Below are 13,720 nucleotides of genomic sequence, written 5' to 3' on the forward strand. Positions count from 1 at the left end.
AGCAGTGTGTCCGCCCGTGCTTGCACCGGCGAATACGGATCACGAAGGGCCTCTGCTCAATGGCCCGGCGGCTGTTTATCTATCTTTGGACCGTTACTTACTGTCCGCTATGGCCTATCTCACAGCCGCCTCCCGGGCGCTCCTGGTTGAGGACGTCCACCAGCCGCTGGAGGGCCGGGTTGGGGCTGTCCGGGCTCCAGCAGGCGTGGAGGGTGACGGAGTGGGCGTCGGCCGGGGCCAGTTCGCGGTAGCGGACACCGTGGACGCCCATGGTCATGATCGAGCGGGGGATCAGGGCGCAGCCCAGGCCCGCGCGGACCAGGGCGAGCATGGTGGGGACCTGGGAGGTCAACTGGCTGACGGCGTAGCGGTCCACGCCGATCATCGCGGCGCAGATGTCGTGCAGATAGCGCGAGCCCTCGGGGCTGTACCCGATGTAGTCGTCGGCCACGTCGGTCAGGGCGACGGGGGTGCCGTCGTCATGGGCCAGCGGATGGCCGGAGGGGACCGCGAGGACGAGGTCTTCGGAGTGGACCAGGAGCGAGGCGTACCCCTCGGGGATGGGCGGCCGCACCAGACCCAGGTCGATGCGCAGCTCGGAGAGGGCGGCGAACTGATCGGGGCTGACCAGTTCGGTCAACTCGACGGTGACATCGGGGAGATGCCGTTTCACCAGGTCCAGCACATCGGCCAGGATGGCGTACGCGCCGATCGCGGTGAAGGCCAGCCGCAGGGTGCCGGTGCGGCCCTCGGCGGCGCGGCGGGTGGCGGTCGGCGCGGCGTCCAGCAGCGCCAGCACCCGGTGGCAGTGGTCGAGGAAGACCCGGCCCGCCGCGGTGATCCGGGCGCCTCGTCCGGTGCGCTCGAACAGGACGACGTCCAGGGAGCGTTCCAGCGCCTGGATCTGACGGGTCAGCGGGGGCTGGGTCATATTGAGGCGGGCGGCGGCGCGGCCGAAGTGCCGCTCCTCCGCCACCGCCACGAAGCCGCGGAGTTGCTGAAGGGAGAGGTTCATGCCCTCACGGTATGGGGCGATGCGAAAGTGGGCTTGGACGGGCATGGCGGCGCACCCCTACGGTCATGACGACCGCCACAGGGCAGATCCGCGCCGATCCCGTCCGAGGAGCCAGGTTGTCCAGACTCGCCGTCGCCATGACCCCCCAGCGTGCCGCCGATGTGATCAGCCCCGAGGCCCGGCGGCTGATGGCGAAACGTTACGAAGTGAGCTGGGCCGATGAGCCGCTGACCGCGGACGCGGTGGCCCGGCTCGCCGCCGGCAGCGATGTGCTGCTGACCAGCTGGGGCACACCCCGTCTTGACCGGGCGATCTGGGCCGGTGGCGATGGCCCCCGGGTGGTGGCGCACGCCGCCGGGACGGTCAAGAAGCTCATCGACCGCGAAGTGCTCGACCAGGGCGTCGCGGTCTTCTCGGCCGCCGGGCGGATCGCCTGGTCCGTGGGGGAGTACTGCCTGGCGGCGATGCTCACCCTGGCCCGCAGGCTGCCGCTGTTCGACACCGCGGTCCGCGCCGGAGGCTGGAAGCAGAGCGGCTTCCGGGGCGGTGAACTCACCGGCCGCCGGGTGGGCGTTCTCGGCGCGAGCTCCACGGCCCGCGCCCTGATCACTCTGCTCAGGCCGTTCCGCTGCGATGTGGTGGTGTACGACCCGTATCTGGACCAGGAGGCGGCCGCCGCGCTGGGGGTGCGGACCGCCACGCTGGAGGAGGCGCTCGGCTGTCCGTTCGTCTCCGTCCATGTGCCCGACCTCCCCTCCACCCGTGGCCTGGTGAGCGCCCGGCTCATCGAGCGGATCCCCGATCACGCCGTGGTCGTCAACTCCGCCCGGGGACCGGCCGTCGACCAGGCCGCGCTGCTGGAACACGTCCTGGCGGGGCGGCTGTTCGCCGCGCTGGACGTCTTCGACCCCGAGCCGCCGCGGTTCGACGAGTCCGTGCTGAGCTGCCCCAATCTGCTGCTCACCCCGCATATCGCCGGGGACACCGTGGACGGGCATCTGGCGCTGGCCGGATATGTGCTGGCGGATGTGGCCGACTGGCTGGACAAGGGCGTCCGCGGTCCGAGCTTCGTGGACCCCGCCTCCTGGCCCATCGCCGCCTGACCGGCCCCCGCGCTCCGCATCCGGCCGTGTCCGTCATCGACCTTATGTCAGGAGTCACTTCACCATGTCGCGTATCACGGCGGTCGAGGTCTTCCCCGTGGCCGTGCCGTTCGCCCGGCGGTTCGTGCTGGGCAGCGGCGCCGTCGGCACCCCCGACCAGGCGGGGTCGGTGATCTTCGTCAAGCTGACCACCGAGGACGGGGTGGTCGGCTGGGGCGAACAGCGGGCCCTGCCCAGCTGGAGCTATGAGACCGCCGAGACGATCGCCGTCGTCATCAAGCGCCATCTGGCCCCCATCCTGCTCGAACTCACCCCGTTCGACGTGGAGTTGTTCCACACCCGGGTGAGCCGCCGGCTGAGCCCCGCGGTGTCCAACGGGTTTCCGTTCGCCCGCGCCGCGGTGGACATCGCCCTGCACGACGCGGCCGGCAAACTGGCCGGGCTGCCGGTCCACGCCCTGCTGGGCGGCAAGCTCCGGGACACGGTGCCACTGTGCTCGGCCATCGGGGTGGGCGACCCCGCCGCCGTCCGCGAGCACGCCCGCCAGTCCTCGGACTACACCGCCTACAAGGTGAAGATCGGCGGCGATCCCGTGGCGGACACCGCGGCCATCACCGCCGTCGCGGAGGTCGCCGCGGGCAAACCGCTCTGGCTGGACGCCAATCAGTCCTACCGGCCGACCGCCCTCGTCCGCCTGATGGACGCGGTGCGCGAGGTGCCGCACCTGACGTGCGTGGAGCAGCCCGTGCCGGGCACCGACACCCTCGCCCTGCGCCGGGTCCGGGACCTGATCGGCCTGCCGGTGGCCATCGACGAGGGCAGCTTCACCGCCCAGGACCTGGCCCGCACACTCCGCCTCGACGCCGCCGATCTGGTGGTAGTGAAGATCTGCAAATCCGGCGGGCTGCGCAACGCCCTGAAGACCGCCCAGGTCGCGCTGGCGGGCGGCCTCGAGGTGCTGGCCAGCGGGCTGACCGACTGCGGTATCGGCTTCGCGGCCGCGCTGCACCTGTTCAGCCAGCTGGAACTGGCCCTGCCCGCCGAGCTGAACGGACCGGAGCTGCTGGCCGACCTCTACGTGGAGAACCTGGACATCGTCGCGGCCACCGCCACCGTCCCCTCCGGCCCCGGCCTCGGCGTCGAGGTCGACGAGGAACGCATCCGCGCCGAATCCATGGACCTGGCCTGGTCCTGAACGTCTGCGCACCCAGCCCCAGCAGCGAGGAGACGACGATGTCTTCCAGCTTTTCCCGGCGTGCCCTGCTCAAGGGGGCGGCCCTCGGCGGGCTCGCCACCACGGGAGCCCTCAGCGGCTGCTCCTCCGGCCCGCCACCTGGCACGGCCACCTGGTCCATGTGGTCCAGCAGCCCGGAGGAGAACCGGGTCTGGGCCGACTTCGGACGCTATGTCGAGCGGCGCATGCACATCAGATCGGCCTCGACCCTCACCCCCTCCGACGGCTATCCCACCAAGCTCGACCTCCAGCTCGTCAGCGGAACGGCCGGTATGGTCACCGCCCTCAACGGCTGGCTGATCCCCACCTACGCCTCACGCGGCGCACACCGGCCGCTGGACGATCTCATCGCCGCGGACCCCGACTTCGACCTCGACGACTTCTACCCCGCCATCCGGTCCATCTCCACGTTCGCCGGCCACACCTACGCCATCGGCTTCGACGTGGCACCGACCGTGCTCTACTACAACAGGACGCTGCTGGAGCGGAACGGCGTCGATCCGCCGTCCCCGACCGAGCCCATGAGCTGGGACACCTTCCGGGAACTTGCCATCGAGCTGAGCAAGCCGAAGGACCAGTACGGCTTCACCTGCGCCCCGACCATCGACGACCTGGTGTCCTGGATCTACTGCGCCGGTGGCGATGTCCTCGACGGGGACCGTGACACCAGCCCGCTGGACGCCCCCGAGGCCCTTCAGGCGATCCACTACGTGGTCGACCTGTTCGTCAAGGACCGGGTCACCCCGCCGATCGACAACCTGGTCGCCCAGAACGCCTCCGGCGCCTCCCTGGCCAACTTCCTCCAGGGCAATGTGGCATTCATGCAGAACGGCCCGTGGCAGGTGCTCAATGTCCGCAAGGCCCCCTTCACCTGGGACATCGTGCCCTTCCCCGCGGGACCGGCCGGATCCACCCCGCGGGTGTCGGGCTCCAGCTTCGCCATTCCCTCAGGGGTCAAGGACGACGACCTCGACCTGGCGTGGCGGCTGCTGAAGACCCTCACCAGCACGGGCGCGCTGAACATCTACGCACGGGCCGGGCGCAACAACCCCGCACGGCTCTCCGCCGCGAGCGCCTTCGAACCGCCGCCCGCCAACCTCGGCATCGTCCAGCGGATCCTGAAGGGCGAGGTGGCCGGCGGCCATCCCTTCAACGTCACCACCAACTGGAACCGCGTCCGGCTGCTGCTGGGCCAGGACCTGCCCCGGGCCTTCCTCGGCCAGGTGAGCGTGCGCGACGCGATCGACGGTGTGATGCCACGGCTGAACGCCCTGATGCGCCAGCACCGGGACGCCGTCCGCCAGGCCACCTGAGGAGGATCACGATGGCTGTCGAAACCCCCGCCGCGGCGACCGCGGCCCCACGGCGCCCCCCGCGTGGCCCGCTGCGCCGCCCCCGGTTCTGGCGGCACGGCTCGGAGACGCTGGCCGCCTGGCTGTTCCTGCTGCCGAGCCTGGCCGGATTCCTGGTCTTCACCGCCGGTCCGGTGGTCGCGGCCGGGGTGATCTCGCTGCTGGACTGGAACCTGTTCAGCCCGCCCCACTTCATCGGGCTGGACAACTTCGCCCGGCTCGGCCCGGACACCACCTTCTGGTCGGCGCTCGGCAACACCGCGTACTTCACCTTCGTCAGTGTGCCGCTGACGCTGCTGGTCAGCCTGGGCCTGGCGCTGCTGCTCAACCAGGGGCTGCGGCGCATGGCGGTGTTCCGGTCGCTGCTCCTGCTGCCCTACGCGACGATCACCGTGGCGGTGGCCTTCGTCTGGGTCTGGCTCTACATCCCGCACGACGGGCTGATCAATGCGGTGCTCGGCGCCTTCGGGATCGACGGCCCGGCCTGGCTGATCTCGGACGACTGGGCCATGCCCGCCCTCATCCTGATGAGCGTCTGGAAGAGCTTCGGCTTCGGCATGGTGATCTTCCTCGCCGGGTTGCAGGCCATTCCACAGCAGCTCTACGAGGCGGCCCGGGTGGACGGCGCCTCGCCCTGGCGGACCTTCCGCGCCGTGACGCTGCCCCTGCTGTCGCCCTCGGTGTTCTTCACCGTCGTCACCTCGATCATCGGCTCCTTCCAGGTCTTCGACCAGGCGCTGGTGATGACGGACGGCGGGCCGGGATCCAGCACCACCACGCTCGTGATGTACATCTACCGGACCGGATTCCAGAACTACGAGCAGGGCTACGCGGCCGCGCAATCGATGGTGCTGTTCGCCTTCATCGTCGTCATCACCGCGGCACAGTTCCTGCTCCAGCGGAGGCTGGTGCACTATGACCTCTGACGTGCCCGCGCTCGCGGCCCTCCGCCGCTCGCCCGTGGCGGCCCGCCGGCTGCTGGTGTTCACCTGTTTCCTGGTCACCGCGGTCACCCTCACCCCCATCGTGATGATGGTGCTGGTGGCCTTCCAGTCCGACGCCGAGTCGATGGCGGCACGGCCGTCGTTCTGGCCCGGCAGCTGGCATCCGGAGAACATCGGCCGCGCCTTCGACCTCGTCCCGCTGGGCCGCTACCTGCTGAACACCGTCTTCTTCGCCGGGGGTACGGCGCTGCTGGAGACGGTCACCGCGGCGCTGGCCGCGTACGCCTTCGCCCGGCTGCGCTTCCGGGGCCGGAGCGTGCTGTTCGGCGTCTATCTGACCACCTTGATGATCCCCTCGCAGGTCACCCTGATCCCGCAGTTCATCCTGGTGGCGAAGTTGCACGGGGTGGACACCTGGCCGGGGATGATCCTGCCGCACGCCTTCACCGCGCTCGGGGTGTTCCTGCTCCGCCAGTTCTTCCTGGGAGTGCCACGCGACTACGAGGAGGCCGCCCGGCTCGACGGGGCGAACCGCTGGCAGACGTTCATCCGGGTGATCGTCCCGCTCGCCGTCCCGGCCATCGCCACCCTGGCGGTGTTCAAGTTCATCAGCCAGTGGAACAACCTGCTCTGGCCGCTGGTGATCTCCAACAGCGACTCCACCCGGACCGCGGCGGTCGGCCTCCAGGTGTTCCAGTCCACCAACGGCACCCAGTGGAATCTGCTGCTGATGGCGGCCGCCATCACCACCGTGCCACTCATCGTGCTCTTCTTCCTCACCCAGCGCTGGTTCGTCAAAGGCATCACCATGAGCGGGCTCGGAGGCCGCTGACACCATGACATTTCTCTGGTCCGTGTTCACCAAACCGTGGTCCACGCTGCCCGGTGACGCCCTGGGCCGGCTGGTGTCCGGCCTCGGCTTCACCGGCGCCGAGGTCCCGGTCCGGGACACCGCGTACGTCACCCCCGGCGAAGCCGGACGGCTGCTGCCGGAGTTCACCGCGCGGCTGCGGGCCGAGGGCGTCGAGGTGATCAGCGTCGCGAGCGATCTCCGCGAACCCGTCTTCGCGGCCTGCCGGGAGGCGGGCGTGCCGATGATCCGAGTCATGGCCGAGCTGGGCCCGGACGGCTACGCCGCCTCGGTCCGGCGGGCGCGGCGACGGCTGGAGGACGCGGCGCCCCTCGCCGAGGGATATGGCGTCCAGATCGGGGTGCAGCCGCACCACGGGCGCTATGTGTCCTCCGCGCTCGGGGTGATGGACCTCCTCGACGGTCTGCCGGTCCAGCACTTCCGGGTCGTCTGGGACGCCGCCCATGACGCGCTGGCGGGCGACGATCCGCGGGTCACCCTGCCCCTGGTCGCCGAGCGGCTCGGCATCGTCAACCTCAAGAACGCCGTCCATGTGCGCACCGAACCGGCCGGTGAGGCCGTCGGCGGGCACTGGAAGCCCTGGTTCGTGCCAGGGCCCGAAGGGCTGGCGGACTGGTCGGCGGCGCTCGGCCAATTGGCGGAACTCGGCTTCACGGGCCCGGTGTGTCTGTCCGGGCAGTACTCCGACCCCGGTGTCCCGGTCGAGAAGCGCCTGGTGGCGGATCTGGCCGCGGCACGCGGCGCCGCGGGCGCCGCTTGACCGAACGTATCCCGGGGGGAGCGGGAGAACCCCGCGCCCCCGCTCCCCCCCGGCTCCTCCTCCCAGAGGCTCCTACGGCAGACCGCCCGGCTCCGGGCCCCGGTAACCCGGGCGGGACGAGGCGTCGATGCCCACCTCGTAGCGGATACCGGGATGGAGGGTGTTGCCGTCGACCCGGGCGCCGGTCGAGTGGTCGGCGAGGCCGATGGCGTGGTGGGTGGGGGCGGCGAACTCATTGCCGGTGATGGTGGCGTTCCGTACGTCCTCGAACATCAGGGCCTGGGAGGCGCGCAGCGTCTCGCAGTGGTTGCCCCTGATGGTGAAGTCGCCGGTGGTGCCGTGGCCGTCGCCCTCGCCGTCGTTGGGGCCCTCGGCCATCAGGCACATGTTGTCGATGTCCTCGCAGCGGTTGTTCTCGATGCGGACACGGTGGCTGGGCGGGGTGTCGCTGGCGAAGGTCTGCATGCAGTCGGCGTGCCGGCCATGGCTGTTGTCGGTGTCCCGGACCGTGTTGTGCGCGATGGTCAGATCGTCGCCGAAGAACCGGATGCCGTCGCCGTCCCCGCCCCTCGGGCCGACCACGGTGTTGTTCCGCACGGCGACGCGGTGGCCGGTCAGCTCGATCCCGGGCGCCTCCGGCCGGACGGACCGGAACCCGTCCACGATCACATCGTCGGCCTCGATGGTGATGCCGTCCACGGCGTCCCCGCCCCCGGCGTAGGTGATCGGGTGCTCCCGGCTCCCGCCCTTGGAGATGACCAGCCGCCGCCGGGACAGATCGCCGTCGAAGCAGACGGTGTCCCCCGGCTTCGCCCGGCGCGCCGCCTCCCGCGGGGTGGCGGCGCGCAGGGTGCAGCGCTCGCTCCCGTTCCCGGTGGTGAGCGACGCCGTCGGCCCGGCGGCGCCGCGCTCCTGAGGCCATGACGGACGCGCCAGGGCGGCCAGGAGGGCGAGGACCGAGACGGCGAGAAAGCCGAGGACGAGTCTCCAAGTGATCCGCATGGCGGGAACCGTAGAGCGGGATCCCGGGGACCGGTCCCGCCGTCAGCCGTGTGTCGCCGGCCTCCGGTTCACCCCACCGTCACCGTACGCCCCTAGGTTCGCTCCGACACATGGAAGGGCGTGATCCCCGATGGAGACGCACAGCACGCAGCGAAAGAGACGTAAGAGCCGATCGGCGCTGGTCGGCGGGGGAGTGGCGGTGGCGGTCGGCGCGCTGCTCGCCCCGCTTGTCGAGGCCCCCGCGGCGAGCGCGGCGGCACGGGCCGACGAGGTACGTCACCCCGTCACCTATGTGGACCCGCTGATCGGCTCCGCGGGCGGTGGCAACACCTACCCGGGCGCCAACCTGCCGTTCGGCATGATCGCCTGGTCCCCGACCAGCACCACCGGCGACCAGACCAACACCGCGGCGGCCAATGGCTATTCGTACGACACCACCCGGGTCCGGGGCTTCAGCCTCACCCATGTCAACGGCGCGGGCTGCCACCCCGGAGCCGCGGGCGATGTGCCGATCATGCCGTTCGTGGGCGAGGTGGACAGCTCTCCCACCGCCGACACCAAGGACCAGAAGTACGCCGCCACCTTCTCGCACGAGAAGGAGAAGGCCGAGCCCGGCCACTACCGGGTGGGGCTCGACTCGGGCGCGTCCGCCGATCTCGCGGTCAGCGAGCGGGCCGGTGTCGGCGACTTCTCCTTCCCCCAGGACGCCCCGGCCCGGCTGCTGTTCCGCACCTCCAACTCGCTCAACGGCAGCGAGAACGCCCACATCGAGATCGACCGGGAGCGGCACAAGGTCACCGGCTGGGTGCTCACCGGCGCGTTCTGCGGACGGCGCGCCAACGGCGGGGCGAACAACCGCAAGACCTACTACCGTCTCTACTTCAGCGCCTCGTTCGACCGCGCCTTCTCCACCGTGGGCACCTGGGAGAACGACCGGCTCGCACCCGGCGCCACCACCGCCGACGGCGGCGAGGGCTATCTCACCGGCGCCGACCGGGCCGGGCGCGGCTCCGGCGGATACGTCGGCTTCGACACCGCGCGGGACAACGATGTCCGGATGCGGCTCGGCATCTCGTACGTCTCCCTCGCGGGCGCCGAGGCCAATCTGCGCGCCGAGATAGCGCCCCGGGCGAGCGTCGCCGACGTGGCCGCCGCGGGACGGGCCGCCTGGGACCGCCGGCTGCGCGCCATCCGGATCAGCGGCGGCAGTGAGCCGCGCCGCACCGCGTTCTACACCGCCCTCTACCACTCGCTCCAGCAGCCCGACCTGATCAGCGACACCGACGGCCGCTACCCGGGCATGGACGGCACACCGCACCGCGTCGAGCGCGGGCAGACGGCGCAGTACAGCAACTTCTCCGGCTGGGACCAGTACCGCGCCCAGGTGCAGCTGCTCGCCCTGCTCCAGCCCAGGGTCGCCGGGGACTTCGCCCAGTCGCTGCTCAACTTCGCCCGGCAGAACGGCGGGGTGTGGGACCGCTGGGTGCACATCAGCGGCGCCACCCATGTGATGACCGGCGACCCCTCCGCCGCCACGCTCGCCACCTTCTACGCCATGGGGGTGCGGAACTTCGACGCCAAGGGCGCCTTCGACTCCCTCTACCGCCAGGCCACCGTCCCCCACCCCGACGGGCTCTCCGACAAGGGCTGCCCGGGGCAGTGCGAGGGCCAGCGCCCGAACCTCGCCCAGTACCTGGAATCCCGGTACGCCGCACAGGACGCCTGCCACTGCTGGGGCGGCGCCGCGGAGACCCTGGAGGACTCCGTCGCCGATGACGCGCTCGCCCGCTGGGCCCGGCTGCTCGGCCGCGCGAAGGAGGCCGACGAGCTCGGCGCGCGCGGCGGCTACTGGCGCAATGTGTTCAACCCCCAGGCCACCGGCGCGGCGGGCTACATCCAGGCCAGGAACCGGGACGGCTCCTGGGTGACCCCCTTCGACCCGGCGTCCGACCGGGGCTTCGCCCAGGGCAGCGCGGCCACCTACACCTGGATGGTGCCGCAGGACGTCCAGGGGCTCGCCGAGGCCATGGGTGGCCGCGACAAGGCGGCGGCCCGGCTGGACGGCTTCTTCCACAAGCCCGACGGCTCCTGGTCGGTCCGCGGCGGCGACCCGCTCCGCTACGACCCCACCAACGAACCCGGCATCCACGCCCCCTGGCTCTACAACGCCCTCGGGCAGCCCTGGAAGACCCAGGAGACGGTGCGCCAGATCGTCACCACCGTCTACGGCACCGGGCCGAAGGGGCTGCCCGGCAACGACGACCTGGGCACGATGTCCGCGTGGTACGTGTTCGCGGCGCTCGGCCTCTATCCGCAGGCCCCGGGGCGCGCCGAGGCGCTGCTCACCGGTCCGCTCTTCCCGCACGCGGAGATCGCCCCGGCGGGGCAGCGGCGCGCCCTGACCATCGACGCCCCGAACGCGTCCGACACCCGCCCCTATGTGCACGCGGTGCGGGTGAACGGCCGGCCGCACGACACCTCATGGCTGGACGGCTCCGTGCTGCGCCAGGGCGGTTCGCTCTCCTTCGACCTGGCCGACCGGCCCGACACCGGCTGGGCCACCGACCCGGGGCGGCTGCCCCACTGACGCGTTAGGCCGTCGCGTCGGCGAACGTGTCGGCGCGGATGTGGGTCATGGGCCGGCCCGCCACCCGGTACCTGCCGTTGGGCACCCGGTCGGACCGGGACACGTGCACGGTGAGCGGGCCGGCCCACTCATAGCCCTTGTCCTCCGCGTGGCGCATCAGCTGATCCGTCAGCTCCTGCCCCACATGACAGCCACGCCGGGTGAGCTCCTCGTGGACCGCGTGGGCGAGCTCGACGTCATAGACGTTGGGCACGACCACCCTGGTCGGTCCGCACACCACGGTGTGGCTGTCGCATTCACGTTTCAGCGCGCCGAGGAGTTCGACGGGCTCGCTGCGGACCACCTTGGCGAGCAGCGATGCCTCCCAGCGCTCAATCGCCCGTTCCCATCGGTTCAGCGTCTGCATGCCCTCCCGCGTTCCCGAAATGGATCACCTCATGCCCTTATCGGCGCAGCTCACCGTCATCGGCGCGGTTCACCGTCGCTACGGGTCCGCCGGAGCGTGAAGGTGTCCACGGGCTCGATACGGCCGTAGAGCCCGGTGACCGCGTAGTAGGTCACCGACATGGTGGTGGGGCCGCCCGGCCTGGTGCCGGGGTCCACGGTGAACGCGGCGAAGCCGTACGGGTTCACCCGGTCGCGCACCGCCGACCACGGGGCCGCCTCCGCCACATAGACCGGGGTCTTCCGGCCGTTCGCACCGGCGGCGCCGACCCCGGTGATGACATTGCACCGCGGGGTGTCGAACAGGACGTCCATCGACGGGATCGAGGTGCCACCGCCACCGATGACCATGTGCACCGTTCCCTCGCCGGTGTCCACCAGATCGGTACGGGTGGCGGCGGGGGTCGGCGTCATCGTGTCGTTGGGCTCCCGGCCGCGGATCGGGTGGGAGCGCTCGTAGTGGTGTTCATGGCCGCAGACGACCAGGTCGACGCCGTAACGGTCGAAGAGCGGCAGCCACTCCTGGCGGATGCCGAGGTCGGCGCCGTTGCCCGGGTGGTCGGCCGTGGAGACGACCACCTGGTGCATGACGACCACGATCCAGTCGATGTCCCGGTCGGCCCGGGCCCGGGTGAGCTCGGCCTCCAGCCAGCGGCGCTGGGCACCGCCGGAGTAGCCCCGCACATAGGTGTTCCCGGCGTCCTGGAGGGCCACGTCGTCATTGGCCAGGCTCACGACGCGCACCGAGCCGACGGTGAAGGCGTACCACAGCCCCTGGGTCTCGTCGTCGCCGCCGTTGCCGGGCAGTGAGAAGTACGCCTGGTAGGCGGCGAATCCGATCGGCCCGTTGCCCAGCTCGTTCTCGTGGTTGCCGGCCGCGGGCATCCACGGCCGGAACCGCGAGGACCGGCTGGTCATGTCGAACCAGTCGGCCCAGGTGCGCAGCCGGTCCTCGGACAGATTGGCGTAGCACAGATCGCCGTTGATGAGGTGGAACAGGGGCGCGACCCGCTCGACGGCGGTGGTCACGTCGTTGGCGTACGGCGAGCCGAGGTTGTCGTTGAGATAGGTGAGCTTCTCGGTGATCTTCGGCGGCTTGGGCCCGTTCAGCTTGCCCACCGTGGGCGTGCCCTGGTCGCCGAAGCTGGTGAAGGTGAACGGCGCCCGGCCGCCCGGCCCGGTGCGGAACGACCCCGCCTCCGGCGTCGCCCCGTCGTGGACGGCGGCGTAGACGTAGTCGGCGCCGGGGCGCAGCCGGCTCAGCCGGGCGTGGTGGACATACATGCTCTGCTGGGACTTGGCGTCCCGGTAGAAGGTGGTCCGCGCGGTGACCTCGGTGCCCATGCCATGGGCCGGGGTGCCGAGCATGACCCGCGGCCGTTTCACCGGCACCGGTGTCTGCCAGGACACCACGACCTCCCGGGCGGCGTCGGCCCCGAACTGTAGGTGCAGCCCGCTCACCGGCGGCATTCCGGACCCCTCCGGCCGGGTCCACAGCACCGGCGAGGCCGCCACCGCCTCCTGCTGGGACAGATATGTGCCCGCACCGGCCGCCGCGGCGCCCGCCACGCCCAGCAGCCCCCGGCGGCTCACCCGGGACGTGGTCGATGTGGTGGCCGCCGTCGCCGGTCTGGTGGCCGACGCTGCCGATGTGGTGGCAGTGTTCTTCGGTGTCGTCGTCATGGGGCGAAGCTCCCACGCACCCGTTGTCGCCGGACACCGTGGCGCCGTGAACACCACGGCACGGCGGGCTACCGGCGGGCGACCGGACGGCGAACCCCGACAACCATCTCGGTGCACGGTGGCGGATGTGCGTTGCCAGGGGCGGTGGCGGCGCCGCACGCTGGTGTCCGTGAGCGATCGGGACGAGGAGCTGCGCGGGCTGGACGCGGTGCTACAGGAGCTGCGCCACGCCCGCCACGGGCTGTACGGACCGCTGGTGCGGGAGCGCTTCCTGGGCGGGCTGCCCGCGGGTGTCACCCCGACCGGCTACCGGGTGCTGCGCTTCGTCGAGGCCAGCACCCCGCCGCCGCCCACCGTGTCCGACATCGCCGCCCTGCTGCTGTCCGACCGGGCTCGCGCCGTGCGCGTCGTGGACCGGCTGGCGGCGGCGGGGCTGGTGACCCGGGTGCGGGACACCGTGGACCGGCGGATACGGCGGGTGGCGCTGACCGACACCGGGCGCCGCCATGTCGCCGTGGCGGCCGCCCGGCGGACCCGGCTGCTGGGCGAGGCCATCGCCGACTGGCCGGACGAGGACCTCGCCCGGCTGACGGACTACCTGGAGCGGCTCAACGCCTCCGTGGCCCGTCATCTGCCGGTGTCCGGGGCGCCCGAGGTGTCCGGCGATCGGTGACGCGGGGCCGGGGCGCCACCGGCCCCGCGTCACCGCCGCGGGTGCGCCGCGC

Annotated in this window: 12 protein-coding genes; 8 read left to right on the forward strand and 4 right to left on the reverse strand. The window is 71.5% G+C overall.

Going from position 1 to position 13,720, the window contains the following annotated elements:
• Positions 1 to 97 precede the first annotated feature (97 nt).
• Complete coding sequence (locus tag ACT2CW_RS29305) at positions 98 to 1,015, reverse strand: LysR substrate-binding domain-containing protein (RefSeq protein ID WP_233362061.1); 918 nt, start codon at positions 1,013 to 1,015, stop codon at positions 98 to 100.
• Between the two features lie 116 nt (positions 1,016 to 1,131).
• On the opposite strand from ACT2CW_RS29305, the gene ACT2CW_RS29310 reads away from it, so the two are divergent.
• The 6 genes from ACT2CW_RS29310 (at position 1,132) to ACT2CW_RS29335 (ending at position 7,279) form a co-directional block, all read left to right on the forward strand.
• Positions 1,132 to 2,118: a hydroxyacid dehydrogenase gene (locus tag ACT2CW_RS29310; protein ID WP_445518791.1), complete on the forward strand. Its 987-nt coding sequence runs from the start codon at positions 1,132 to 1,134 to the stop codon at positions 2,116 to 2,118.
• A 64-nt stretch (positions 2,119 to 2,182) separates the two neighbouring features.
• A complete protein-coding gene (locus ACT2CW_RS29315) occupies positions 2,183 to 3,313 on the forward strand; it encodes a mandelate racemase/muconate lactonizing enzyme family protein (protein WP_445518792.1) in 1,131 nt (376 codons plus the stop codon).
• A 38-nt stretch (positions 3,314 to 3,351) separates the two neighbouring features.
• On the forward strand, positions 3,352 to 4,665 hold the full coding sequence (locus tag ACT2CW_RS29320; RefSeq protein ID WP_445518793.1) for an ABC transporter substrate-binding protein: 1,314 nt from the start codon (positions 3,352 to 3,354) through the stop codon (positions 4,663 to 4,665).
• A gap of 11 nt (positions 4,666 to 4,676) precedes the next feature.
• Entirely contained in the window at positions 4,677 to 5,630 is a 954-nt protein-coding gene (locus tag ACT2CW_RS29325) for a carbohydrate ABC transporter permease (protein ID WP_037964628.1), read from the forward strand.
• On the forward strand, positions 5,620 to 6,480 hold the full coding sequence (locus tag ACT2CW_RS29330) for a carbohydrate ABC transporter permease (RefSeq protein ID WP_044580054.1): 861 nt from the start codon (positions 5,620 to 5,622) through the stop codon (positions 6,478 to 6,480). The genes ACT2CW_RS29325 and ACT2CW_RS29330 overlap by 11 nt, the downstream gene beginning before the upstream one ends.
• Positions 6,481 to 6,484: 4 nt before the next feature.
• Positions 6,485 to 7,279 (forward strand): sugar phosphate isomerase/epimerase family protein, encoded by a 795-nt coding sequence (locus tag ACT2CW_RS29335; RefSeq protein ID WP_445518794.1) that lies wholly within the window; start codon positions 6,485 to 6,487, stop codon positions 7,277 to 7,279.
• 72 nt (positions 7,280 to 7,351) lie between these two features.
• On the opposite strand, the gene ACT2CW_RS29340 is transcribed toward ACT2CW_RS29335, so the two are convergent.
• A complete protein-coding gene (locus ACT2CW_RS29340; protein ID WP_445518795.1) occupies positions 7,352 to 8,281 on the reverse strand; it encodes a right-handed parallel beta-helix repeat-containing protein in 930 nt (309 codons plus the stop codon).
• A gap of 130 nt (positions 8,282 to 8,411) precedes the next feature.
• Here ACT2CW_RS29340 and ACT2CW_RS29345 point away from each other — a divergent pair, with 130 nt between their 5' ends.
• Positions 8,412 to 10,868 carry a GH92 family glycosyl hydrolase gene (locus tag ACT2CW_RS29345; protein WP_445518796.1) on the forward strand — a complete coding sequence of 819 codons (2,457 nt, stop codon included), beginning with the start codon at positions 8,412 to 8,414 and terminating at the stop codon, positions 10,866 to 10,868.
• Positions 10,869 to 10,872: 4 nt separating this feature from the next.
• Here the strand turns inward: ACT2CW_RS29345 and ACT2CW_RS29350 are convergent, their stop codons facing one another.
• Positions 10,873 to 11,274, reverse strand: a complete 402-nt coding sequence (locus ACT2CW_RS29350; protein WP_445518797.1) for a DUF3662 domain-containing protein — start codon at positions 11,272 to 11,274, stop codon at positions 10,873 to 10,875.
• A 56-nt stretch (positions 11,275 to 11,330) separates the two neighbouring features.
• Positions 11,331 to 12,995 (reverse strand): purple acid phosphatase family protein, encoded by a 1,665-nt coding sequence (locus ACT2CW_RS29355; protein WP_250852664.1) that lies wholly within the window; start codon positions 12,993 to 12,995, stop codon positions 11,331 to 11,333.
• A 169-nt stretch (positions 12,996 to 13,164) separates the two neighbouring features.
• Here ACT2CW_RS29355 and ACT2CW_RS29360 point away from each other — a divergent pair, with 169 nt between their 5' ends.
• Positions 13,165 to 13,668: a MarR family winged helix-turn-helix transcriptional regulator gene (locus tag ACT2CW_RS29360; RefSeq protein WP_164423432.1), complete on the forward strand. Its 504-nt coding sequence runs from the start codon at positions 13,165 to 13,167 to the stop codon at positions 13,666 to 13,668.
• Positions 13,669 to 13,720: the final 52 nt, after the last annotated feature.

Source organism: Streptomyces sp. NEAU-174, from assembly GCF_052665095.1.